Origin of the sequence: Polynucleobacter victoriensis (assembly GCF_900187875.1) — a bacterium.
Lineage (GTDB): Bacteria > Pseudomonadota > Gammaproteobacteria > Burkholderiales > Burkholderiaceae > Polynucleobacter > Polynucleobacter victoriensis.
In genome coordinates this window covers 477,897-502,750 of record NZ_FYEX01000001.1, presented here as the reverse complement: position 1 = coordinate 502,750, position 24,854 = coordinate 477,897, and the positions used below count along the sequence as shown (strand labels likewise).

Genomic DNA, 24,854 nt, shown 5'->3' with positions numbered 1-24,854 from the left:
CTCATGTCTTTAAATACCAGCTTCGTCCATTTACGACTCCACTCGGAATATTCCATTGTGGACGGGGCTGTACGCATAGATGATGCCATTTCTGCGGCGGTCAGTGATCAAATGGGTGCTTTGGCCCTCACAGACTTAGGAAATGTCTTTGGTTTAGTTAAGTTTTATCAGTCAGCGCGTAAAGAAGGTCTTAAACCTATTGTTGGTAGTGATGTATGGATCAGTAATCCTGAAGATCGAGATAAACCATATCGCTTGCAGTTATTGGTAAAAAATCATCAGGGGTATTTAAACCTTTGTGAGTTATTAACAAAAGCATCATTAACCAATCAGTACAAAGGTAGGGCGGAAGTTGATCTAAGTTGGTTCAAAGAGCATGCTGAAGGTTTGATTGCTCTATCGGGCGCAAGGTTTGGTGATGTTGGTGTTGCTTTATTAGCAAATCAAGAAGATGAAGCTCTAAATAGGGCAAAAGTTTGGGCGAAGTATTTCCCAGGCTCGTTCTACATTGAAATTCAGCGAGCAGGCCATCCGCAGGATGAAGCTCAGTTGCATGGGGCAGTCCATCTAGCGAATCAACTCAAGTTACCGGTAGTGGCGACTCACTCGATTCAGTTCATGAAGCGTTCTGACTTTACAGCGCATGAAGCCCGTGTTTGTATTGCAGAAGGTGAGATTCTTGCTAATCCTAAGCGGGTTAAGAAATTCTCTCCTGAGCAATATTTCAAAAGCCAAGCAGAAATGCAAGAGCTATTTGCCGACTTGCCGGCAGCCATTACTAACAGTGTTGAAATTGCCAAACGTTGTAACTTATCTTTAACGCTTGGTAAACCACAGTTACCTGATTTTCCAGTGCCTGCAGGCATGACGTTGGATGATTATTTGATGGAAAAAGCCATGGAGGGCTTATCCAAACATTTAATCCATTTATATCCCGATGAAGCTGAAAGAGAAAAGCAACGTGCTAACTATGAAGTGCGTTTGAAGTTTGAGGCAAGAACCATTTCACAAATGGGTTTCCCTGGTTACTTCTTGATTGTTGCGGACTTTATTAACTGGGCAAAAAATAATGGTGTTCCTGTGGGGCCTGGCCGCGGATCTGGTGCTGGTTCTTTGGTAGCCTATTCATTGGGTATTACAGACCTAGATCCACTGCGTTACAACTTACTCTTTGAGCGTTTCTTAAATCCAGAACGTGTATCCATGCCTGACTTTGATATCGACTTTTGTCAGCATGGGCGCGATCGTGTGATTGCCTACGTAAAAGAAAAATATGGCAAAGATGCGGTGAGTCAAATTGCCACATTTGGCACGATGGCAGCACGTGCAGCGATTCGAGATGTGGGTCGAGTTCTTGAGCAGCCCTATGGTTTTGTGGATGGCATTTCTAAACTCATTCCTAATAAGCCTGGCCAACAGGTGACCATTGAGCAAGCCAAAAAAGATGAAAAACTTCTAGCAGAGCGAGAGTCGCGTGAAGAAGAGGTTAAGCAGTTGCTCGGCCTAGCGCAGCAGTTAGAGGGCATGACTCGTAACGTTGGTATGCATGCCGGTGGTGTATTGATTGCACCGGGCAAGCTCACAGACTTTTGTCCTTTGTACACCCAAGGATCAAAAGATGGTGGTGACGCTGGTGTGGTTAGCCAATTTGATAAAGATGACGTAGAAGCAGTCGGTCTCGTGAAGTTTGACTTTTTGGGTCTTACAACATTAACAATCATAGATTGGGCTGAAAGATACATCCATCAGTTATATCCAGACAAAAAAGATTGGCGAGTTGGTCAAGTGCCACTGGACGACCCTGCCGCTTTTGAAATCTTAAAAAATGCCAACACAGTTGCAGTGTTCCAGTTAGAAAGTCGTGGCATGCAAGGCATGCTTCGTGAGGCAAAACCAGACCGCTTTGAAGACATCATCGCCTTGGTGGCTCTGTATCGTCCTGGTCCTATGGACTTGATCCCATCATTTATTGCTCGTAAACACGGCAAAGAACAAGTTCATTACCCAGATCCTCGTGTTGAGCCTGTTCTACGAGAAACCTACGGCATCATGGTGTATCAGGAACAGGTGATGCAGATGGCGCAGATCATCGGCGGTTACTCTTTGGGTGGTGCGGACTTATTGCGTCGTGCAATGGGTAAGAAAAAGCCAGAAGAAATGGCAGAGCATCGCCAGTTGTTTAGAGATGGTTCTGGTAAGAGTGGATTAAAGCCTGATAAGGCTGACGAAATTTTCGACTTGATGGAAAAGTTCGCAGGCTATGGTTTTAATAAATCTCATGCGGCAGCTTATGCCTTGTTGGCTTATCACACCGCTTGGTTGAAAGCTCATTACCCAGCAGAATTCATGGCAGCCAACATGTCATTGGCGATGGATGACACGGATAAGGTAAAGATTCTTTATGAGGATGCCTTAGCTAACAAGATCAAGATCTTGCCGCCAGATGTGAACACCAGTGTGTATCGCTTCATGCCATTGCGTGAAGATGAAAACAATAAAGAACAAGCGGCCACCATGATTCGCTATGGTTTAGGGGCTATTCGAGGAACGGGTGAGGGTGCCATTGAGCAAATTATTCAAGCTAGAGCTAATGGACCTTTTGTTGATTTATTTGATTTCTGCTTAAGATTAGACCGTCGAGTTGTGAACCGACGCACGATGGAGGCCCTGATTCGTGCGGGTGCATTTGATTCTCTCTATGGTGGCTTTGACTCACGCTCTACCTTATTAGCATCCTTGCCAAGAGCTATGGAAGCCGCTGATCAGGCTGATGCGTCTGCTCAGCAGGTGAGTCTCTTTGATATGGCAGGATCTGCTGACGAGCACAAACCAGAATTAGTTAAAGAAGAGCCTTGGTTCGAGAAGCGACGTTTGCAAGAAGAGAAGGCGGCTTTAGGCTTGTACCTGACTGGGCACTTATTCGATGCTTATCGAGATGAAGTAAGTCATTTTGTACGTACCAAATTAAATCAGTTGACCGAGGGCAAAGATCGTTTAATCGCAGGCATCATGACCTCTACCAGAAGCATGATGGGCCCGCGTGGCAAATTAATGATTGCTACCATCGATGATGGCACAGCTCAACTTGAAATGACTATCTATAGTGAATTGTTTGAGCCTAACCGTTACTGGCTCAAAGAAGATGAACTCATCATCGCTAAAGTCAGTGTTACTCCTGATAAGTTTTCGGGCGGTATGAGAGTGGTTGCAGAATCCATCATGGATGTCACCACGGCACGACTAAAGTTTGCAAGAAGTCTGCATGTACAGTTGCAGCAAGGTATCGACATCCAAGGATTTAAGCAGCAAGTTAACAACTTTGTGGGCAAAAAACCTCAAGGCTTATTGATGACAGCAGATGTCATTAGTAATGGCAGTGTTTGCTTGGTTCAATTCCCAGAGACTTGGAAAATCTATCCTGATGATGAAAGCATCAGAGGCTTAAGTATTGCTCTCAACAAGTCTGGTGGACAGGGCAATGTTGAAGTGAAATACGCCTAGATAATCAAAAAATAAAAAAATCAAACTTTAACCACAGTTAATTCCATAGCTTCTAACAGCTTCTATCACTTGGCTAACTGGCAGATTGACTAAGCAATCACTGCGACTATCTGATTTATCCTCGCAACCAGCTTTACGGCAAGGAACGCATTCACCAGGGCCTTGCAAAATAGTCACATTACCAATTTTTTGGCGAGAGCCTCTAAGTTGATAAGGTTGTTTCCCAACAAACCCATTGGGCCATGGACCAAAATTGGTGGGTGGCGTTGCACCAAATAGCGTGATAGTTGGCGTATTGCAAGCTGCAGCTAGGTGAGTCACAGATGTATCAACACCAATATAAAGTTTCGCTTGGCGCAATAAGGCTCCCAATTGATCCAGTTTTAATCGACCGTCTAAATTAAGAATCTTGCTTTTGGCGGTGTCGCTTAACAAATCAATAATGGATTGATTTAATTCTCGATCTTGTGCGATTGGAGCGCCACTTAAAACCACTTGATATTCATTGGGTAGTGATTCAATTAATTGCACCCAGTTAGCCAGAGGCCAACGTTTGTATGCAGTTAATGGCGTTGGGTGAATCACAATGAATGATTCTTTAAGTTCTTTAGAAATCTCAGAGGGGAGGGGCGTAGCAGCAGGGGGAGTAACGCTAATCTCTTGCCCAAATAATAGATTTTCATCACAAAATTTTTCTAATAAGCGAATTTTTTCTGTAATGACATGCTGATGAAAGTAATCAACCTCAACTGTATGAAGGCAAACTTTTTTCTTCCACCAATTCAATTTAGGCTCTGTGGGAATCATTCCGACACGATGTTTGGCGGCTACTAATCCATAAAGGTAAGCTCGATCACTGGGTTGAGTAATAACTGCCAAGTCATATCGCTTAAACAATCTAAAGAATTGCCCTAAATAATCCTTGAACTTAAGTCTTTGCTTTGTGCCTATGACTTGATGAATGTCTGGATTACCACTTAGCATTGATAGGCTATTTTCAAATCCAAAAAAATCAATTTGAGCATCTGGCCAAATTCTTTTAGCAGCACTAATTAATGGTGTTGTGATCAGTGTGTCGCCAATTTGGCGTGTGGCAATGATGATTATTTTTTTAATACGCATGTGGCAACTATGTTACTTGGCTTTTGCAAGTATTTTTGCTCTAACAATGGCTGCATTTTTTTCGGCATTTTCTTTGTTGGCCATTTTGTGCCACAAATGGAATACTTCAGTGCTCCAGGCGCCTGATTTTCTCTTAATTCCAGCTTCATTAAGTCTGAAAACAAAATCAGCATCCTCATGCCCCCAGCCTATTAAGGTTTCATCAAAGCCATTAATTTTTAGTGCATCATTCTTCCAGCAAGCTAAATTGCAACCTTTAATACGGCGCCATTCGAATTTCTTATATTTTCTAAATAAGTTATTTGGTATTTTGATATACAAAGGCAAAATTTTATTTAGTTGTTTTTTGAAAAGATTTACTAAAGCCTTGGCTTTAAAGTCATCGTAGTTCCATTCGCGACTACTGCAAATTTGATCCGTAATAGTTTTTTCTAAGAGCACTCTGCTACCTGTAACCATGTAACCTGGCTCAGATAGTTTTTTGTGTTGTTCAATAAAGTCTGGTTGTACGGCACAATCGCCATCTAGGAATATTAAGTAATCTCCTCTTGCTGATTGAGTGGCTAAATTTCTAATTTGAGCAAGCCTAAATCCTAGATCTTCATGCCAAACATGCTGAATAGTATTTTTTCTTTTATTTATGTGATGTGTCACTAGCTCTCTTGTTTCGCTACCTGAGCCATCATCAGCAATAATTATTTCAAAACCTTTATCGGTTTGTTTTTCTAGGGATTGAAGAACTATATCCAGTGCATCTGGGCGGTTATAGGTTGCAATAATGACGCTGATTTTCATTTCTTATCTTTATTGGCTTCTTGTATTAACCATATTTTCAGGTATCTGTAATAGCTACCCTCAGCATTTGAGATTGCTAATGCTAGACCTTGAGAGCCGTCTAAAAAACCTCGGCGTAGGAAGTATGTTCTGAAGAATGCCCATAGCCCATGACCCATTGCCTTGCCCACAGATGAGCGTTTACCTTTCAGATAGGCTTGCTCTGCAGATGCAGTTGAATAGGCGTCAACTTTCTTTAACACCTGAGAGAAGTCTCTAAAGCTATAGTGCAAAAAATGTTTCTCCAGCTTAGCTACTGGACCATCCGGTAATAGACGCTCATGAACTAAATGATCAGAGAACTTTGCTGTACCGCGTTTAAACAAGCGATCGACATAATCTGGGTACCAACCAGAATGTTTCATAAAACGACCGCAGTACCAAGAAGATCTTGGAATGGCATAGCAATTAGCAGCATCTTTTGATGAAATCACTGTCAAAATCTCTTCTTTGAGTTCTGGGGTGACTCTTTCATCGGCGTCAATTGATAGCACCCATTCTTGAGTTGCCAAGTTAAGAGCACGATTTTTTTGGGGGCCAAAGCCCGGCCAATCGCTTGTTATTTCTAGTTTTGCGCCAAATGATTGAGCAATTTCCTGAGTTTTATCGCTACTTTGGCTATCAACGACGATAATCTCGTTAGCAAAAGAAACGCTCTCAAGGCAGTCCTTGAGATTGGCTTCTTCATTTTTGGTAATTAAGATGACTGATAAGCTCATTAAGCGATGTTAGCACCGTGTAGGTTACGATTGAGGTTATGGATTCAAATAGTATCAATATTAAGACTCAAACTGCGCTAAAACGCATCTTAAAATATGCGCTGCCTCACAAATTGGCAGTGGTATTGGCATTACTGGGCTTAGGCATCGTTGCCGCTTCAGAAACTGCTATTCCTGCACTCTTGAAACCATTATTAGATAGAGGTTTCAGTGGCAAGTTGGATGACAAGCTGTGGCATGTTCCAGCATTTTTGGTGGGTTTGGCATTTATTCGTGGATTTGCCCAATTTGGCTCTAATTACGCTCTAAGCCATTTAACTAATTCTGTTTTATACAAATTACGTGAGCAGATGTTTCATCGCTTATTGCAAGCGCCTGCTGATTTATTCATGAATCGTTCTGCTGCATCGTTGATCAATGCGCTTGTCTTTGAGGTCAATGCAGTACTTCAGGTGATTACCAGTGTTGCTATGAATCTCGTTAGAGACAGTCTAACCGTGATTGGTTTGATGGCGTATCTCTTCTATCTCAACTGGCGCCTAACCCTTTTGATTTTGATTATTTTCCCAATCATTGGTTACATCGCTAAATTAATTAACACTCGTTTACGTAGGCTTCATAAAGTCAGTCAAGATATGACTAATGAGCTTTCCTATGTTGTTGAAGAAAGTGTTGGTGGTTATAAAGTTGTAAAACTGCATGGCGGCCAAGCATATGAAAAAGAACGCTTCTCATTGTTGGCTAACAAATTGCGCCGTTACTCGATGAAGATTGCTGTGGCGGGTGGTTTGAACCAACCTATTACACAATTCATCGCTTCAATTGCCTTATCAGGGGTGTTGTTGGTGGCCTTGTTTCAATCATCAATGGCTGAGACCACGGTAGGTGGATTTGTTGCTTTTGTGACTGCCCTTATTTTGATTATTTCTCCCTTAAAGCATCTGGCAGATATCAATCAGCCTCTGCAACGAGGTATTGCCGCTGCAGACATGATCTTTAAATTGATGGATCAGCCGATTGAGGAAGATTCATCACGCAGGGCTAATGCTGTCAAATTAGATAAAGCTCGGGGTGATCTTGAGCTCAAGCAAGTCAGCTTTGGCTATTCTGGTTCAAGTGCATTGGGTGCAGATGACTCTGGTGAAGTTAAAAAAGAAGTTCTTAAAGGCATTGATCTAAGAATTCCAGCGGGTGAGGTGGTGGCTTTTGTTGGCCCATCTGGTAGTGGCAAATCCACCTTGGTTAATTTATTGCCTCGCTTCTTTAATCCAACATCTGGCGCAATTCATCTAGATGGAGTGGATATTCAAGAAATCGATCTCAAAGACTTGCGCCGTCAAATGGCTTTTGTGAGCCAAGATGTGGTTTTATTTAATGACACCATTGCTGCTAACGTTGCCTATGGTGCTACTAGCCTAGAAGAGATTGATCGAGGCAGAGTGCATGAAGCATTGCATGCTGCCAACTTGGCAGAACTAATTAAAGAATTGCCTGAAGGGATTGATTCTGAAGTGGGTGATAACGGCAACCGACTATCAGGTGGTCAGCGTCAACGTTTGGCGATTGCTAGGGCTATTTACAAAGATGCCCCAATCTTGATTTTGGATGAAGCAACTTCTGCTTTGGATTCTGAGTCAGAGCGTCAGGTACAAGATGCCTTGGAGAGGTTGATGGAGGGTCGTACAACTCTAGTGATTGCTCACCGTCTCTCAACCATTGAGAACGCCAACAGAATTGTCGTGCTTGATCATGGCCGTGTTGTGGAGAATGGCTCTCATGCAGAGTTGATGGCGCAAAATGGACTGTATGCAAGCTTGCATCGCTTGCAGTTTTCACAAGCTTAATTCAGAACAATATCGTACTGTTCTTGATTAAAGCTAGATTCGGCTTGTAAGCGGATGGGTTTGCCAATAAATTCAATTAACTGAGCAAGGTGACCGCTTTCTTCTTCTAAGAAGCGGTCAATCACATCAGCGCTGGCAATAATCCTAAATTCTTTGGGATTGAACTGACGGTGTTCACGCAGCACTTCTCGCAAAATTTCATAGCAAATACTTTGAGCAGTTTTAACCTGACCCTTGCCTTGGCAAACTTCGCATGGCTCACATAGCAAATGAGCTAAAGATTCACGGGTGCGCTTGCGAGTCATCTCTACCAAACCTAATGATGAGAAGGGGTTGGCTGAGGTTCTGATCTTATCTCTGGCTAAATTTTTATTCAGCTCATCAAGCACAGCATCTTGATGTTCTTTGCTGTGCATATCAATAAAATCAATAATGATGATGCCGCCCAAATTACGCAAACGTAGCTGGCGCGCAATGGTTTGGGCTGCCTCTAAATTGGTTTTATAAATCGTATCGTCAAAAGTGCGAGCTCCAACAAAGCTGCCAGTATTTACATCAATCGTCGTCATTGACTCCGTTTGATCAATCATCAAATAGCCGCCTGACTTAAGATCAACGCGTCTACCTAGTGCGCGATTAATCTCTGATTCGGTGTCGTATAAGTCAAATAAAGGGCGCTCGCCACGATATAGAACTAACTTGCTTTCTTGATTGGGTGTGAAGTCTCTTGCAAAGGTTGTGAGTTTTTCAAAATTCTCTGCTGAGTCAATGCGGATCTGACCCGTTGCATCAGTCGCTAAATCTCTTAAAACACGTTCTGCCAAGCTTAAATCTTGGTGTAGCAAGCTTGGTGCGGATAAACGCAGACTGCCTTCTTGAACTTTTCTCCAAGTAGCGCTTAGGTATCTCAAATCATTCTGTAATTCTTGATCATCAGCATCTTCAGCACTGGTGCGCAGAATATAACTGCCTTGCTCACCAATTGGCATTAGTGCCTGAAAGCGTTTCTTTAGTGCATCACGATCTTCGAGATTATCAATTTTTTGAGAAATAGCAATTTGATTGCCATTATCTTCTTGTGGCAGGTATACCAAGTTGCGCCCAGCAATACTGATGTGCGTGCTTAAGCGGGCACCCTTGGTGCCCAGTGGATCTTTTAACACCTGAACCAAAATCGTTTGACCATCAAACACCAGTTTTTCAATCGGAGTGTTATCAGGTTTAGAGTTTTTTGGCATCCAAAGATCGGCCACATGTAAAAAGGCAGCCTTATCTAAACCTATGTCCACAAAAGCAGATTGCATGCCTGGTAAGACGCGAGTTACTTTACCTAAATACACATTACCGACAATGCCACGACTTTGACTTCTTTCAATATGAAGTTCTTGTACGGCACCTTGCTGAATAATCGCAACGCGTGTTTCTTGCGGGGTAATGTTGACTAGAATCTCTTCGATCATTGCGATGGGTGATATTGGATGGTTTTTAGTTTTGTATAGAAAACTTTATACCAGTTTCTTGAAGTAACTGGGCGGTTTCATAAAGAGGTAGACCCATGATGCTGCTAAAACTGCCAGAAATGTGACTAATCAATGATCCGGCGATGCCTTGTATGCCATAAGCACCTGCTTTACCCATAGGCTCTTTGCTAGCGATATAGGCATCAATTTCTGCATCACTCAAGCTTTTAAAAGTAACGGATGAGCTGGAGACTAAAACTTTTGGCTTAGAACCTTGATTGGCGAGCAATGCAATAGCTGTGTGAACCTGATGTGTTTTGCCACTTAATATCTGAAGAATTCTTTTGGCATCTGTCTCATCTTCAGGTTTACCCAAAATAATTTCTTTGTCATTCAAAACAATTGCCACGGTTGTATCTGCGCAAAGAATGGGTGCCCAAGGTAATTGACGTTTTAGTAAGCGTTGCTCTGCAGCGTCTAACTTGGCCAAAGTAACCCGTTCTACATAACTCAGTGCAGATTCATTGGGTATATGAGTTTCTAGAGATTCAGCATCCTCTGAGGCATCTGCTAGTAATAGCTCGAACTTCACACCAATTTGATGCAAAAGTTCTTGGCGTCTTGGGCTTTGGGAGGCTAAATAAATATAGGAGTGCATCTATTAGAAGTAATTCAGATTCAAACCCGGTGATAAGGGTGGCCTTGCAGAATCGTCCAAGCTCTGTAGAGTTGTTCAACCAAAATGACTCGTGCCATAGCGTGTGGCAAGGTCATACTAGATAAGCGCATCATGGATGCAGCTTCTTTCTTTAGTTCGGGGTCTAGACCATCAGCGCCACCAATTAATAGGGCAATATCTTTACCGTCTTGGCGCCAAGCACTCATTTGATTAGCCAAGTCTTTGGTGGAAACATCCTTGCCACGTTCGTCTAAAGCAATAATGTGTACACCCTTGGGTAAAGCTTCTCTGATCTTGATAGCTTCTTTGGCGGGGTTTAAATCAGGTTTTAGTTCTTTGATCTGTATGGCGCAGTCTGCAGGCATGCGCTTTACATAGTCTTGGGTGGCAGTTTCTGCCCAAGCTGGCATTTTGTGACCAACTGCAATCACCCACAGTTTCATGGCTTAAAAAAGGAGTTTTAAGCCAATGGGCTTAATCGTCCTCTTCGTCCTCAGGTTCGCTAGCAAAGCGTTTTGATTTACTAGCTTTGCCACCCAACTTAACGCGCACGGGTTTGTCACCCCAAATGCCTTCTAGTTGGTAGTACGAGCGCAGCATTGGTTGCAAAATATGTACAACGATATCGCCGCAATCAACCAATACCCATTCACCAGTCTCCATACCTTCTACAGAGATCACTTCGCCGCCTTTTTCTTTCACGGCTTCTTTGACAGACATCGCCAAAGATTTTGTTTGGCGGTTGCTATTGCCAGTAGCAATGATCACGCGATCAAAAAGGTCGCTAATTTTCTTCGTATCAAATACACGAATATCTTCAGCCTTGACATCTTCAAGCGCATCAATGATCACACGTTGTAGTTTTGGAATATCCATCATTCATTTCTATAAAGACCATTGGCTTCGATGTAATCGAGTACCAAGGGTGGTATTGCATCTGCCAATTCATCCCATGACGTATTGTTGTAGAAACTATCACGGAGTGCACTGGAGGAAAGATTAATTTGCAGGCTTTGATCAAACAAAACATGCCCTAATGGGTTCAATTGTAACAATTGAGGGTCTTGGGTCTGTTTATCACCAAAAACCGCATGAGTGGCTTCATTGCTATTGCTAACAACATTAAGACTATTACCCAAATCTGTTTCTGGGCGACTGGCTACCGCGAGGTGAACATATTTGGGTAATTCTGGCCACTGATGCCATGTTTTGATATTTGCCCAGCTATCAGCACCCATTAGCCACGTAATAGATACATCAGGGCCATACAGTGCGCGGATCTCTTTGGCAGTATCAATCGCGTAGCTAGGACCTTCTCTGGCCATCTCCAGGGTGCTGATTTCAATCTTGGTGTAAATGTGGTGATCTACAAACAAGTCATGCAGGGTTTCAATGGCGTATTCACTCATAGCCAAACGATGTTTGGCTGGGGTGATATCACTGCTCTTTTGCCATGGTTGACCAGCTGGCATCCAAATAATGTGATCTAACTGCAACACTCTTGAAAAGTGTTCTGCTAAACGTAAATGTCCCCAATGCGGTGGGTCGAATGTGCCACCCAAAATTCCTATGGCTTTACGCTTTTTAATATCCATTAAAGATTGATCCAATCTTTAGGTTTTAAAAAGTCGGTGTAAAGACGTGCTTCAGGACTATTGGCAGTTGGTTTCCAATCGTAGCCCCAACGAACTACTGGTGGCATTGACATCAAAATTGATTCTGTGCGACCACCTGATTGCAGGCCAAACAGAGTGCCTCTATCGAATACCAAATTAAATTCCACGTAACGACCGCGACGGAAAGCCTGGAATTCTCTTTGACTTTCTGTGTATGGGTCGTTTTGATGTTTTTTAACAATCGGCAGATAAGCATCTAAAAAGGCATCACCGACTGAACGAGTCATTTCAAAACTCTTTTCAAAACCTAACTCGCTAAAGTCATCATAAAAAATGCCACCAATGCCACGTGGCTCATCACGATGCTTTAAATAGAAATACTCATCACACCACTTTTTAAAACGAGGATGTAATTCTGGGTTGTATGGATCCAAAGCATTTTTGCAAGTTTGGTGGAAATGTTGGCAGTCTTTTTCGTCGCCGTAGTACGGCGTTAAATCCATGCCACCACCAAACCACCAAACAGGTTCTTTACCTTCTGCTTGTGCAATAAAGCAACGCACATTCAGATGCACTGTTGGTATGTGTGGGTTACGTGGGTGAAACACCAATGACACACCCATGGCTTCAAAAGCACGACCTGCTAATTCAGGGCGATGTGCTGTGGCAGAAGGGGGCATGGCATCGCCACGCACATGTGAAAAACCAACGCCACCGCGCTCCAAAATATTGCCATCTTCCAAAATGCGAGATCTGCCATCACCTTTTAATTTGGCATCAGCAGGTTTTGTCCAGGCATCTGTAATAAATGGTTTGCCATCTACTTCACCCATCGCATCTGTGATGCGATCTTGCAAGCCTAGAAAATAGTTGCGAAGGGTATTGGTATCAATCACAGTGTTGGACATATCAAAGAGCTCTATAACCAATATCGCGACGGAACTGGGCACCATCAAACTTAATTTGATCTAAATGAGCATAAGCTTTCTGTTGCGCACCTTTAGTTGTGTGATCTAAGCCAACCACACACAATACGCGACCGCCAGATGTCTTAAGTACGCCATCTTCCATCGTGGTTCCCGCATGGAAAGTCACATGATTCTCATCATCGGCAGGAATACCAGTAATCACATCACCCTTGCGTGGTGTCTCAGGGTAATTGTGCGCAGCCATCACTACGCCTAAAGCAATGCGAGGATCCCACTCTAGTTCAACCTGATCTAGCTTGCCGTCAACGGCAGCATCAAGAGCTGTTAAAAAGTCGCTACGCATGCGAGACATAATTGGTTGAGTCTCAGGGTCTCCCATGCGGCAATTGAACTCCAATGTTTTTGCTTTGCCGCTTGAGTCAATCATCAAGCCTGCATATAAAAAACCAGTAAATGGAATACCATCTGCAGCCATGCCTTTCACAGTTGGCAAGATGATTTCTCTTAGAGCTCTTGCGTGTATCTCTGGTGTCACAACTGGTGCGGGAGAGTAGGCGCCCATGCCACCTGTATTAGGACCTTGGTCGCCATCTAAGAGACGCTTGTGATCTTGGCTGGTTGCAAGCGCTAAAACGTTCTTGCCATCGACCATTACAATAAAGCTAGCTTCTTCACCTTGTAAAAACTCTTCGATCACCACGCGAGCGCCTGCATCACCTAGCTTATTGTCAGATAGCATCATGTCAATAGCACCGTGAGCTTCTTCTAATGTCATGGCAACTACTACGCCTTTACCGGCAGCCAAACCATCCGCCTTAATCACAATCGGTGCACCTTTGGCATCGATATAAGCATGTGCTTCTGTGATATTTGAAAACGTTTGATATTCCGCTGTCGGAATATTGTGGCGTTTCATAAAGGCTTTAGCGAAGTCTTTAGAAGACTCTAATTGGGCAGCCTTTTGAGTTGGTCCAAAAACGCGTAAACCTTGATTTCTGAAAATATCCACAATGCCACCAGCTAATGGGGCCTCGGGACCTACCACTGTCAAATGAATTTTTTCTTCTTGAGCAAATGTAGCCAATGCATTAAGGTCAGTGATTGGTAGGTTCTCAATGCCCATATTCTTAGCAGCCGCAGTTGCTGTGCCACCATTACCTGGCGCAACAAATACCTTTTGTACTTTTGGTGATTGAGCTAGTTTCCAAGCTAATGCATGTTCGCGACCACCAGAACCAACAACTAAAATTTTCATAAATACTTTCGTTTATTCAACTGACTCTAACTAACTTAATAATCTGACGCGGCGTTCAATAGAAAAGATTTTTACTCCATTGACGCATTTGTAAATACTTCTTGAACATCATCCAGAGCTTCAAGGGCATCTAATAGTTTTTGCATTTTGATGGCGTCATCACCAGACAGTTCTGTATCTGCATCTGGACGCATCGTTACCTCACCTAATTCAGGGGTAAAACCTTTAGCGATCAAAGCTTCTTTGATAGAAGTAAATTCATAGGCTGGGGTAACCACCTCAATAGAACCATCTTCTTGAGGAATCACATCATCAGCGCCTGCCTCAAGAGCGGCTTCCATTAATGCGTCTTCAGATGTGCCGGGTGCAAAGAACATGCGGCCACAGTGCTTAAACAAAAACGCCACTGAACCATCAGTACCTAAATTGCCACCATGTTTTGTAAAAGCATGTCTTACTTCAGCTACTGTGCGTGTGCGGTTATCTGTTAGTGCGTCAACAATCACGGCAGCACCATTAAGACCATATCCTTCGTAACGAATTTCTTCGTAGTTAACGCCTTCTAATGAACCTGTGCCACGCTGAATCGCTCTTTGCACGTTATCGTTAGGCATGTTCGAATCTTTAGCTTTATCAATCGCTAAACGTAGGCGTGGGTTGGTGGCAATATCTCCGCCACCCATTTTGGCTGCTACTGTGATTTCTCGAATTAACTTCGTCCAGATCTTGCCTCGCTTTTCGTCTTGGCGACCTTTGCGATGCTGGATATTGGCCCATTTGGAATGACCGGCCATAAATACTCCCGTAGATAACTTTTAGTAAAGAATTGCTATATATTTAGCTAAGTACGTAATTTTAGGCAAATTGAGGCTTGATTACCTAAAAAACCAAAAAAATTAAACAAAAACAGTTAATAAAAGCAGGAGACAAACATGAGTGTGATGCAATCTAAAGCTATCAAAATGATGGAAGTGGGTGGTCCAGAGGTCCTCAAGTGGGTAGATATTGAGGTGGGTGAGCCCGGTCCTCAGGATGTCAGAATTCGACATGAAGCCATTGGCCTTAATTACATCGATGTTTATTTCCGTAAAGGGGTGTATCCACAACCCTTACCAGGTTGGTTGGGCATGGAGGCTTCCGGTGTTATTGAGTCGGTGGGCTCTGAGGTAAAGCATTTAAAAGCAGGTGATCGAGTTGCTTATGCTGGTAAACCTGCTGGAGCTTATAGCCAGATTCGTGTGATGCCGGCAGATATTGTTGTCAAATTGCCAGATGCCATTTCATTTGAAATGGGTGCAGCCATGATGTTGCAGGGTTTAACTGTTCAATACTTATTAACAGACAGTTATCAAGTAAAGCCTGGTGATACGGTTTTATTTCATGCGGCAGCGGGTGGAGTGGGCTTGATTGCTATGCAATGGTTAAAGCTATTAGGTGCCACTGTGATTGGCACCGTGGGCTCAGAAGAAAAAGCTCAACTGGCTAAATCTTATGGTTGTGACCACACCATCTTGTATAACAAAGAAGATTTTGTAAAACGTACGCGCGAGCTCACCAATGGTCGTGGTGTGAATGTGGTTTATGACTCGATTGGTAAAGACACTTTCATGCAGTCTTTGGACTGCATCATGCCAAGAGGCATGATGGTCACTTACGGCAACGCCTCTGGACCTGTTCCTCCGATTGATGTTGGTATCTTGGGTGGTAAGGGTTCATTGAAATTAACAAGACCAACTGTCATGACCTACGCGCATGACAGAACTTTGTTGGAGCCCATGGCTGCTGATTTATTTGACAAGGTTATGAGCGGCAAAATCAAGATTGAAATTAATCAAAAGTATCAATTAGAAAATGCTGCGCAAGCCCATCGTGATTTAGAAGATCGAAAAACTACGGGCTCAACAATCTTATTGCCTTGGTAATACAAATAGACACTTAAAAATTAGAGGATACAAATGAGCACGATTGCATTCATTGGTCTGGGCAATATGGGTCGCCCCATGATTGGTTATTTATTAAAAGCGGGCCACCAGCTAAGGATTTATGCCAGACGTCCTGAGGTCTATCAAAACGAAGCCAAGCATTTGGTGGATGCTGGGGCAATCCCTTGCGCCTCTCCTGCGGAGGCTGCTGATGGAGCCGATTTCATTATTACCAATGTGATGAGTACCCAAGACGTTGCTGAGGTTTTACATGCAGGTAAAAATTCTGTCATAGCCACTGCTAAGCCTGGAGCAATTTGTATAGATCACAGCACCATTGATCCTCAAGGCACGAAAGAGATTGCTGCCATTATGGCTGGTAAAAATGTTAGCTATGTTGATGCACCTGTCAGTGGTGGTGTGAAAGCTGCAACCGAGGGCACATTGGTCATGATGTTAGGTGGTGCTGATGCAGACGTGGCAAAAGTGAAAGAGATTGTTAAAAACTACGCCAAAACAATTACGCATATCGGAGCGGTTGGTCATGGGCAGGTTGCCAAGTTATGCAATCAGATTGCCCAGGTGATCAACATTCAAGGGGTTGCTGAATCCTTGCGATTTGCAGCATCGAATGGGGCAGATTTACAGAAGGTATTTGAGGCAATTTCTGGCGGGATGGCCGGTAGCCGCATGCTCGATTTAATGGGTCCGAAGATGGTGGGTAGAGACTTTAAAGCTGGCATTGAGGCGCGTTTACATGCCAAGGATTTCTTCTTGGTAAAAGATGCTGCCCAGGCAGCTAATTTGGACATGCCAGCCTTGCAAACAGTGGCTCGCCAGTTAGAAAAGCTCATGGATGCTGGGTGGGGGTACGACGATACATCTTCACTTCTTAAGGTACTTGAGGCATAATAGCGGTCTTACCTGCAGTTGGTGCTTAAAAAAGTACTTAAAAGGTGCATGCCGCGGTGGTGAAATTGGTAGACACAGGAGACTCAAAATCTCCCGCCCAAAAGGTGTGACGGTTCGAGTCCGTCCCGCGGCACCAAAATTGCATCCATGTCATTCTGACCAACACTCATTTCAGTTAACTACACAGACCAATGCTTGCATACCGTCACGCTTTTCATGCAGGCAATCATGCTGATGTCTTAAAGCATTGTGTGCTTCAGCAAATTTTGATGTACATGAATCAAAAGGATAAGCCTTATTGGGTCATCGATACCCATGCAGGTGCTGGCATGTATTCATTGGCATCTGACTATGCCAACACAAAATCAGAATATCTAGATGGTGTGGCACGTTTGTGGGATTGTGATGATTTGCCGCCAGTGTTGCGCGAGTACATGAACTTGATTCAGTTATGTAATAACAAAGGGGATTGGAGTTTGTATCCAGGTTCACCTGAAGTTATTCGCAGAACCATTCGAACAGATGATCGCATGCGCCTCTTTGAGTTGCATCCAACTGACTTTGATATCTTGCAAGAAAACTTTGAGCGCGATCGTCAGGCTAAATTATTCAAAAGCGATGGGTTTGCATCATTAAAAGCCTTATTGCCGCCACCAACTCGCAGAGCTGTGATCTTTATGGATCCACCCTACGAGATTAAAACTGATTACCCTAAAGTAGTTGATGCTCTACAAGAGGGTTTGGCAAGATTTGCTGAAGGTGTGTATGTCGTTTGGTATCCGATTTTGACAAGAGGCGACCACATTCGCATGCTCGAGTCACTACGCAAGTTATCAGAAAAGACACTCAACATTGCGATGACAGTTCAAGAGCCTGATGAAAAAGGTTTTGGCATGTTGGGTAGCGGTCTTTTCATCATTAATCCGCCTTGGACTCTCAAAGACACAATGCAGGAAATCATGCCATATTTGGTAGAAAAGCTAGCCCAGTACCCTGGTGCTAGCTATGAAATCTCATAAAAAAAATCAAAACCAAAAAATAAAAGACTCAATAAAAATAAGCAGTGTTTTTAATTAAATCTGGTAATCCACGTTTTCGCCAGACATGGCCTGATCGACTAGCTTGCGAGTCAAGGTTGGTGAGAACAATTCAATAAAGGTATAAACAAAAGAGCGTAGGTAAGCATTTTGTTTGACGGCAATCTTGGTGACGTTATTGCCAAACAAGTGACCTGCTGGAATCACTCTTAAATTGCGATCGCGTTCAGCGTCATAAGCAACTCCAGCCACAATGCCAATACCCATACCAGTTTCTACATAAGTTTTGATTACGTCCGCGTCAATAGCCTCTAACACCACATCAGGTCTTAGATTTTTGCTGTTGAACGCTTTATCAATCTTTGTTCTACCAGCGAAGGCTTTGTCATATGTAATGATGGGATATTCCACCAAGTCTTCCAAAGAAACATTTTTCTTAGATAGAAGAGGGTGTTCTGGCTGAACCGCGATCACGTGTTGCCATTGATAACCTGGTAGAGCTAACAGACCATCGATACCAGCAATACCCTCGGTAGCAATCGCAATATCTGCTTGATCGTGAATCAACATATCAGCAATTTGTTGTGGGCTGCCCTGTTGAATGCTCACGCGTACTTTAGGAAAGCGCTTGGTGAATTCAGTTAATACTTTAGGTAAGGCGTAACGCGCTTGTGTATGGGTGGTGGCAATCACAAAGTTACCCTGATCTTGAGCGGCAAAATCTTTACCCACGCGTTTGAGTGTTTCAACTTCGATCAAAATTCTCTCGATAGAAGTCAGGATGCGCTTGCCTGGTTCAGTTAGGCTTCTAATTCTTTTGCCGTGGCGGCGAAAGATATCAACGCCTAACTCATCCTCAAGTTCCAAAATTGCTTTTGAGACGCCTGGCTGAGACGTGAACAGAGTCTTAGCTGCCTCAGTGAGGTTGAAGTTTTGTCGAACGGCTTCCCTGACAAATCTAAATTGATGTAAGTTCATGAGCAATCATCTCTATATGTATTAAATCGTATATTAAATCGATTTAATATTATTTGTAGAAATAATGCAAAAAACTTAAATACTCAAACTTTGGAAACCCAGCGTATGCCAACCAGTGCCAAGATGAAGTAGATCATCGCTGGTGTAATGGCACTCACCAATGCAGGCCACTCCCCAAGCAAGCCTAAGTGAGAAAACAGGCTATTAAAGAGTTGGAAACTGATGCCGAGCATGATGCCGCCGAAGACTTTGTAACCAATAGCGCCTGAACGAGTTTGCAGGTAAGCAAATGGCAAAGCCAATGCCAACATCACCAAAATTGTGAAGGGGTAAATCACTTTTTTCCAAAAAGAAATCGCGTAACGCTGATAGTCCTGCTTATTTTCTTTAAGGTGATTGATGTAATTGAATAAATCAATGATCGACAGACGATCTGGTTTGATCAGAAGGGCTCCGAGTAACTGAGGGCTAACTTCTGTCTCAATATCTAAGGTATCTGTTTTTTTGATTTGTGTTGTAAAGCTGGGATCTAAATGATTGCCACTGGCAATTTCAGTAAATCTTGTTTCTGTAACGTCTTTTAGTCGCCACATACCGCCGCCAATAAACTCTACAGTCTCTGCTGTACGAGTTACTAGCAGACCATACTGGTCATTAAATTCGTACATTCTAAAACCGCGTATAAGCTGGCTGCCTTCTAGAGAGCCCACATTGATATAACGAATTCCGTTCTTTACTTCACCTTTGCCATCGCTGCCACGAAGCTTATCTTTGATCCAGGCCCCAGAGCGAAATTCCAGCGCTTCTTTACCTTGATTAAGAGCGCTAAGACGAATATTTTTTGAAAGACCCTCGGTAAATGGCCCTAGTACCTCACTCATTAATAAAATTAGCAAAGCAATTGGTGCTGCTATTTTCATCAAGGTCACTAAAGCTTTTTTTGTATCTAGGCCAGCAATACGCAAGATGGTGTATTCGGAGAGTGCAGCCATATTGGCCATCACATAAATGCCACCAATCAAACCAGCTATAGGAATAATTTCAACTAAGCGACTTGGTACACGCATTAAAACTGTTAGAAATGCTAACGCCACTGAATAAGTGGTATTGGTATCTTTGATTTCTGCAATGAAATCAAAGAAAACAAATAATGAGGTGAGGGCAAACAGAATAAAAGCAAATGACAAATAAATTTGTTTTGCTATGTAGCGCTCATAAACAAGAGGAAATAATTTTTGCCACATGATTAATGACCTTTGGCCTTTTTCCACTTAAGCCAATGATGCTGATAGTTACGTAAAGTCACGGACCTGTTTTCTCTAAAGTACAAGAACGCTAGACCTAGTATCACGGCAATCACATGTGGCAACCATGCGGCAATAGAGAAATTAATTTTTCCAACTCTTACCCAAGCCTGCATCAAATTTAAAACGTTTGAGTATGAGAAGTAAATTAACACGGCCATGATTAGGCCGGTGTAACGACCTTTGCGTGGGTCTGTGTATGACAAGGGAATGGCAATAATCACCAAAGCTAATGACATCATTGGCACTCCAATGCGCCAAAGAATTTCCGCAAGATTCTGAATGCTTAAGTCTTGTAACAAAACCCAAATTGGCATAGTGTTCGGGCTGGTGATATCTGGATTGACAACTTTATCTTCTAATTTAACTGTGTATTTATTAAATTCAGTGATTCTGAAGTCTGTATTTCCAGGTGTGCCCTCGTAGCGGCGACCTAGTTGAAGTGTGAGGGTCTTATCGCCATCAGCATTTCTCTCGATGAAACCTTCTTTGGCAACTGCTACGCGCTGTTTATCTTTACCAAAGTCAGTAACAAAGACATTTTTTATGATTTCTGTTTCTGGATTAATACTCTCAATAAAGAACACTCGATTGTTGCCAGATGATTCTCTAAATTGTCCTGGAGCCAGCATGGAAATGTCATCACGTTGTTGGAAACGTTGCTTGATGGTGGCTGACTGTTGGTTTGCCCATGGGGATATGAAAATTGAGAGAGCAGCAATTGCAAATGCAACAGGTATAGAAAAGTAAATAATTGGTTTGAGGATGCTAAACAAACCAATGCCTGCACTTTGCCAAATGACCATTTCTGAATCTTTGTACCAACGAGTTAGCACAATTAAAATAGCGATAAAAAGTGAAGCCGTAAGTAATATTGGTAAATAATTGATCATGCCCAGACCAATTAGTACAACAGCATCTTTCGGATTTGCTAGACCGCTGGTGGCGTTAGCTAATACTCTTACCACTAAATTTGTTAAAACGAGCGTGACCAAAACCATGAACACCACACCTGTGGTGAAATTGAGTTCTTGTCGTAGGGCTCTCTTAAAAATCATAAAAAGCGAAGCTAGGCGATAATTGAAAGTATCAAAAATTCCCTTGTATAAAGGAAAGCACATGGAATGTAGCACGAAAGTATTTGCAGAGGGCTCTTTAGGCATTAAAGCCCAAATGAATCAAGCCACAGCATGCCTTGTTTTGGCATTTGATGGGTTGGCGATTAAGAGCCCTAAAAAATTAACTGGTCCATTAGCTACCCTCAATACTGCCACCCACGGTGCAATTGCAAAAGCAGTTGAGCAAGGTGATTTAGAGTCAAAAGCAGGTAGTACCTTGTTATTAACTTCTACAGATGCTTGGGCTAAATTAGGCTTAAAAGCAGAGCGTTTGCTCCTGGTTTCTACCGGGGATGAGCCAAAGTCATCAAAGGCTAAAGTTAGCAACCCAGGTTTTTCTAAATGGATGCAGGCTGGTTTAAAAGTATTAACAGCTACTAACGCAAAAAATGCTTTATGGGTTTTTGAAGATCTATCTGCAAGCGATGGCTTAACTCAAGCGCGTTTGTTGGTTCAATTGGCTCGTGATCATGTTTATAAATTTGGCGCACGTCACACACATCTAAAAACCAAGCCAAGTGACAAGCCATCGAAGCTGACTCAGTTAACCATTGCAAGTCATGCAAAAAATAACAAGGATTTGCAAAAAGCTGTGGCTGAAGGCATGGCAATTGCAAATGGCATGGATCTCACAAAAGATTTGAGTAACTTACCCCCAAATATTTGTACCCCTAGCTATTTGGCTCAAACAGCCAAAAAGCTAGGTAAAGAATTTGGTTTTAAAGTCGAAGTGTTGGGTCGTAAAGAAATCGAAGCATTAAAAATGGGTGCTTTCTTGGCGGTGGCTCAAGGTGCTTTGACACCCCCACAGTTCATTGTGATTCGTCATCAAGGTGCCGCTCTTAAAGAGGCGCCAACAGTATTGGTAGGTAAAGGTATTACGTTTGATACTGGTGGTATTTCATTAAAGCCGGGCGAGGGCATGGATGAGATGAAGTACGACATGTGTGGTGCTGCATCTGTGTTGGGAACCATGCAAGCAATTGGTGAGCTTAAGCTTAAGCGTAACGTGATTGGTGTTATTCCAACTTGCGAAAACATGCCATCAGCTCACGCCACGCGTCCTGGTGACATCGTGACCAGCATGTCTGGTCAAACAATTGAAATTCTTAATACCGATGCTGAAGGTCGTTTAATTCTCTGTGATGCATTGACTTATGTGGAGCGATTTAAGCCTGCGGCAGTGATTGATATTGCGACCTTGACTGGTGCTTGTGTGATTGCCTTGGGTGCGGTGCATTCAGGTATGTTCTCTGATGATGACGCGTTGGCTGAAGGTTTATTAAGTGCGGGTAGAACCTCTCAAGACACGGTCTGGCGCATGCCTTTGGATAGTGCTTATCAAGAGCAGTTGAAATCAAATTTTGCAGATATGGCAAATATTGGTGGTCGTCCTGCGGGCAGTATCACGGCTGCTTGTTTCTTGGCACGCTACACAGAAAAATATACTTGGGCGCATCTAGATATTGCAGGTACGGCTTGGAAGAGTGGTGCGGCTAAAGGTGCAACAGGTAGACCAGTACCTTTGTTAGTTAACTATCTTTTGGCCTAAGTCATAACAGATGGCCAGAATAGATTTCCATAGCCAAGTTAATAACAAGCCGCTCTATAGTTGCCGCTTGATTCGTAAAATCATGGCAAGTCCGCGTGAGGACTTGCCCATGAGAAACATCGTGGTGGTAGGCTCAAAAGAATTCTTGCGCGAGCTAGATACTCAGTTATGGACATTTAGCGCCTCAGACTTTTTACCTCATGCCTGGGGTGCTGATGATTTTGCAATCGAAACCCCTATTGTTTTAGTGGAAAGTTTTGAGGCTCCAGAGTTGGATGCCTTACCTCATGGTGATGTCTTGATTCATGTGGGTAGAAATTTACCTAAATCTGTTGAAAACTTAGCGGCAAGATTTCCGCGTATTGTTGAAATAGTTTCTACTGATGAGGCAGATCGCCAAGCAGGTCGTGAGCGTTACAAAGCTTATCGTGACCAAGGACATGAGTTGCATAACTTTGATCAAAGTGGTCAGTGATACTAACTACAAAAATAATGAAGACTCACAGAAAGTAAATCATGCCCTTGATGCACCCACAATTTGATCCAGTTGCTATTAGCGTGGGACCGATTGCCATACATTGGTATGGCTTGATGTATTTGTTGGCTTTTGCACAATTTCTACTATTGGGTAAATGGCGTGTTGGACAAGTTCAATATCAATCTCAAGGTCTTAGCTATAAATACATCGAAGATCTTTTATTTGCTGGCGTGGTGGGTGTCATTCTGGGTGGGCGTTTAGGGTATGTGATTTTTTATATGCCTGGTCACTACTTGGCAAATCCTCTAGACGTACTAAAAGTATGGGAAGGCGGCATGTCTTTCCATGGTGGTTTCTTAGGTGTTTTGGCAGCCATGTGGTGGACCGCTAGAAAAGAAGGTAAAACATTTTTTCAGGTCACAGATTTAATTGCGCCATTAGTTCCTTTTGGTCTGGCATTTGGTCGATTAGGTAACTTTATTAATGGTGAACTTTGGGGTCGTCCTACAGATCTTCCATGGGCGATGGTGTTTCCTCAGGCAGGTGATATGTTGGCACGACATCCATCGCAGCTGTATCAGTTTGTTGGCGAAGGTCTATGTCTTGGATTTGTTCTCTGGATCTACGCTGCCAAACAGCGCACAGTGGGGCAGGTATCAGGAGTCTTCTTATTGGGCTATGGACTTTTCAGATTCTTAGCTGAATTTGCCCGTGAACCCGATAGCTTCCTGGGCTTGTTAAGCCTTGGTCTAAGCATGGGGCAGTGGTTATCGGTACCGATGATTGGCTTCGGTATCTATCTAATTTTTAGAAAACCTCATTAAGTCTTTTTAACTATCTAGGTAGTTTCCCTCCTTACCCCATGTTTTAAGGGTTTTTACTAATGTATTCAAAAATGTATACAAAATACATTGATGAATATGACATTAAAAGTAGTCAAAACAGCCCTTTATGTAGAAGTCACGGAACGCTTGCGTTCCATGATTGCGGGTGGTGTTTTGTCTCCTGGTTCATGGATCGATGAACAAAAGTTGGCAGAAGAGCTGGGTGTATCTAGAACGCCATTCAGAGAAGCTATTCGTATTTTGGCTTCAGAAGGCTTATTAAGAATTGAGCCACGTCGTGGTTGTTACGTCACCGAGTTAACTGAAAAAGATCTTGATGAAATATTTCCTCTAATGGCAATGTTAGAGGGGCGTTGTGCTTATGAAGCTGCAGAGCGAGCTAGTGATGCACAGATACAGTCTTTAGAAAACCTACACAACAAACTAAAAGCCTACGCCAAAGAAAAGAAAATTGATCAGTACTACGCAACCAACCGTGAGATACACATTGCTATACAAACTCTAGCGGGTAATGAGTGGCTAACTCACATGGTGCATGACCTAAGAAGAATCTTAAACTTATCTCGGCACCGTAGCTTGCATCACAAAGGACGTATTGAGGAGTCTTGTAGAGAGCACTTAGGTATTTTTGACGCGCTCAAAAAACGCGATGCGCAAAACGCTGAGCAGTTAATGAAGTTGCACATTCTTAATCAACGTGAGGCCTTAAAGCTCCTTAAACTAGAGCAGAGGTTATCCGCATGATTTTG

Annotated in this window: 23 protein-coding genes and 1 tRNA gene; 10 read left to right on the top strand and 14 right to left on the bottom strand. The window is 42.9% G+C overall.

The window, feature by feature from the left end; translation table 11 throughout:
• Positions 1–3: 3 nt before the first annotated feature.
• Positions 4–3,501, top strand: a complete 3,498-nt coding sequence (gene dnaE / locus CFR83_RS02585) for a DNA polymerase III subunit alpha (protein WP_088812419.1) — start codon at positions 4–6, stop codon at positions 3,499–3,501.
• Between the two features lie 27 nt (positions 3,502–3,528).
• On the opposite strand, the gene CFR83_RS02580 is transcribed toward dnaE, so the two are convergent.
• Genes CFR83_RS02580 through CFR83_RS02570 form a run of 3 tightly spaced genes read right to left on the bottom strand, consistent with a single transcriptional unit; the run spans position 3,529 to position 6,176 of the window.
• A complete protein-coding gene (locus CFR83_RS02580; protein WP_088812418.1) occupies positions 3,529–4,623 on the bottom strand; it encodes a glycosyltransferase family 9 protein in 1,095 nt (364 codons plus the stop codon).
• 12 nt (positions 4,624–4,635) lie between these two features.
• Positions 4,636–5,418: a glycosyltransferase family 2 protein gene (locus CFR83_RS02575; protein ID WP_088812417.1), complete on the bottom strand. Its 783-nt coding sequence runs from the start codon at positions 5,416–5,418 to the stop codon at positions 4,636–4,638.
• On the bottom strand, positions 5,415–6,176 hold the full coding sequence (locus CFR83_RS02570; protein ID WP_088812416.1) for a glycosyltransferase family 2 protein: 762 nt from the start codon (positions 6,174–6,176) through the stop codon (positions 5,415–5,417). Before CFR83_RS02570 ends, CFR83_RS02575 begins: the two co-directional genes overlap by 4 nt.
• A gap of 38 nt (positions 6,177–6,214) precedes the next feature.
• On the opposite strand from CFR83_RS02570, the gene msbA reads away from it, so the two are divergent.
• Positions 6,215–8,020 carry a lipid A export permease/ATP-binding protein MsbA gene (gene msbA, locus CFR83_RS02565; RefSeq protein ID WP_207758546.1) on the top strand — a complete coding sequence of 602 codons (1,806 nt, stop codon included), beginning with the start codon at positions 6,215–6,217 and terminating at the stop codon, positions 8,018–8,020.
• Here the strand turns inward: msbA and rng are convergent.
• From rng to CFR83_RS02525, 8 genes are all read right to left on the bottom strand, one after another.
• Complete coding sequence (rng, locus tag CFR83_RS02560; protein WP_088812415.1) at positions 8,017–9,480, bottom strand: ribonuclease G; 1,464 nt, start codon at positions 9,478–9,480, stop codon at positions 8,017–8,019. The genes msbA and rng overlap by 4 nt on opposite strands.
• A 25-nt stretch (positions 9,481–9,505) precedes the next feature.
• Entirely contained in the window at positions 9,506–10,138 is a 633-nt protein-coding gene (locus CFR83_RS02555; protein ID WP_088812414.1) for a Maf family protein, read from the bottom strand.
• A gap of 20 nt (positions 10,139–10,158) precedes the next feature.
• Positions 10,159–10,602 (bottom strand): 23S rRNA (pseudouridine(1915)-N(3))-methyltransferase RlmH, encoded by a 444-nt coding sequence (gene rlmH / locus CFR83_RS02550; RefSeq protein ID WP_088812413.1) that lies wholly within the window; start codon positions 10,600–10,602, stop codon positions 10,159–10,161.
• A 31-nt stretch (positions 10,603–10,633) separates the two neighbouring features.
• Positions 10,634–11,035, bottom strand: a complete 402-nt coding sequence (gene rsfS, locus CFR83_RS02545; protein WP_088812412.1) for a ribosome silencing factor — start codon at positions 11,033–11,035, stop codon at positions 10,634–10,636.
• Positions 11,035–11,754: a nicotinate (nicotinamide) nucleotide adenylyltransferase gene (gene nadD, locus CFR83_RS02540; RefSeq protein ID WP_088812411.1), complete on the bottom strand. Its 720-nt coding sequence runs from the start codon at positions 11,752–11,754 to the stop codon at positions 11,035–11,037. Before nadD ends, rsfS begins: the two co-directional genes overlap by 1 nt.
• The gene (gene hemF, locus CFR83_RS02535) at positions 11,754–12,683 is read right to left on the bottom strand and encodes an oxygen-dependent coproporphyrinogen oxidase (protein WP_207758545.1); all 930 of its coding nucleotides are present in this window, start codon (positions 12,681–12,683) and stop codon (positions 11,754–11,756) included. The genes nadD and hemF overlap by 1 nt, the downstream gene beginning before the upstream one ends.
• Position 12,684: 1 nt before the next feature.
• Positions 12,685–13,959 (bottom strand): phosphoribosylamine--glycine ligase, encoded by a 1,275-nt coding sequence (purD, locus tag CFR83_RS02530; protein WP_088812410.1) that lies wholly within the window; start codon positions 13,957–13,959, stop codon positions 12,685–12,687.
• Positions 13,960–14,030: 71 nt separating this feature from the next.
• A complete protein-coding gene (locus CFR83_RS02525; RefSeq protein ID WP_088812409.1) occupies positions 14,031–14,753 on the bottom strand; it encodes a YebC/PmpR family DNA-binding transcriptional regulator in 723 nt (240 codons plus the stop codon).
• A 138-nt stretch (positions 14,754–14,891) separates the two neighbouring features.
• Between CFR83_RS02525 and CFR83_RS02520 the strand changes: the two genes are divergently transcribed.
• The 4 genes from CFR83_RS02520 to CFR83_RS02505 all read left to right on the top strand — a co-directional run bounded on the left by CFR83_RS02520 (position 14,892) and on the right by CFR83_RS02505 (position 17,812).
• On the top strand, positions 14,892–15,881 hold the full coding sequence (locus CFR83_RS02520; protein WP_243383319.1) for a quinone oxidoreductase family protein: 990 nt from the start codon (positions 14,892–14,894) through the stop codon (positions 15,879–15,881).
• 33 nt (positions 15,882–15,914) lie between these two features.
• Positions 15,915–16,793 carry an NAD(P)-dependent oxidoreductase gene (locus CFR83_RS02515; protein ID WP_088812408.1) on the top strand — a complete coding sequence of 293 codons (879 nt, stop codon included), beginning with the start codon at positions 15,915–15,917 and terminating at the stop codon, positions 16,791–16,793.
• Positions 16,794–16,843: 50 nt separating this feature from the next.
• Positions 16,844–16,929: transfer RNA gene (locus CFR83_RS02510), tRNA-Leu, on the top strand.
• Between the two features lie 55 nt (positions 16,930–16,984).
• Positions 16,985–17,812 carry a 23S rRNA (adenine(2030)-N(6))-methyltransferase RlmJ gene (locus CFR83_RS02505; RefSeq protein ID WP_088812407.1) on the top strand — a complete coding sequence of 276 codons (828 nt, stop codon included), beginning with the start codon at positions 16,985–16,987 and terminating at the stop codon, positions 17,810–17,812.
• A gap of 54 nt (positions 17,813–17,866) precedes the next feature.
• Here the strand turns inward: CFR83_RS02505 and CFR83_RS02500 are convergent, their stop codons facing one another.
• From CFR83_RS02500 to lptF, 3 genes are all read right to left on the bottom strand, one after another.
• On the bottom strand, positions 17,867–18,808 hold the full coding sequence (locus tag CFR83_RS02500; RefSeq protein ID WP_088812406.1) for a CysB family HTH-type transcriptional regulator: 942 nt from the start codon (positions 18,806–18,808) through the stop codon (positions 17,867–17,869).
• Between the two features lie 83 nt (positions 18,809–18,891).
• A complete protein-coding gene (gene lptG / locus CFR83_RS02495) occupies positions 18,892–20,052 on the bottom strand; it encodes an LPS export ABC transporter permease LptG (protein ID WP_088812405.1) in 1,161 nt (386 codons plus the stop codon).
• Between the two features lie 2 nt (positions 20,053–20,054).
• On the bottom strand, positions 20,055–21,170 hold the full coding sequence (lptF, locus tag CFR83_RS02490; RefSeq protein WP_165765039.1) for an LPS export ABC transporter permease LptF: 1,116 nt from the start codon (positions 21,168–21,170) through the stop codon (positions 20,055–20,057).
• Positions 21,171–21,285: 115 nt separating this feature from the next.
• On the opposite strand from lptF, the gene CFR83_RS02485 reads away from it, so the two are divergent.
• The 4 genes from CFR83_RS02485 to CFR83_RS02470 all read left to right on the top strand — a co-directional run bounded on the left by CFR83_RS02485 (position 21,286) and on the right by CFR83_RS02470 (position 24,849).
• Complete coding sequence (locus CFR83_RS02485) at positions 21,286–22,782, top strand: leucyl aminopeptidase (RefSeq protein ID WP_088813168.1); 1,497 nt, start codon at positions 21,286–21,288, stop codon at positions 22,780–22,782.
• 10 nt (positions 22,783–22,792) lie between these two features.
• Complete coding sequence (locus CFR83_RS02480; protein ID WP_088812403.1) at positions 22,793–23,257, top strand: DNA polymerase III subunit chi; 465 nt, start codon at positions 22,793–22,795, stop codon at positions 23,255–23,257.
• Between the two features lie 41 nt (positions 23,258–23,298).
• Complete coding sequence (gene lgt, locus CFR83_RS02475) at positions 23,299–24,084, top strand: prolipoprotein diacylglyceryl transferase (protein ID WP_088812402.1); 786 nt, start codon at positions 23,299–23,301, stop codon at positions 24,082–24,084.
• Positions 24,085–24,180: 96 nt separating this feature from the next.
• Complete coding sequence (locus CFR83_RS02470) at positions 24,181–24,849, top strand: GntR family transcriptional regulator (protein ID WP_165765038.1); 669 nt, start codon at positions 24,181–24,183, stop codon at positions 24,847–24,849.
• Positions 24,850–24,854: the final 5 nt, after the last annotated feature.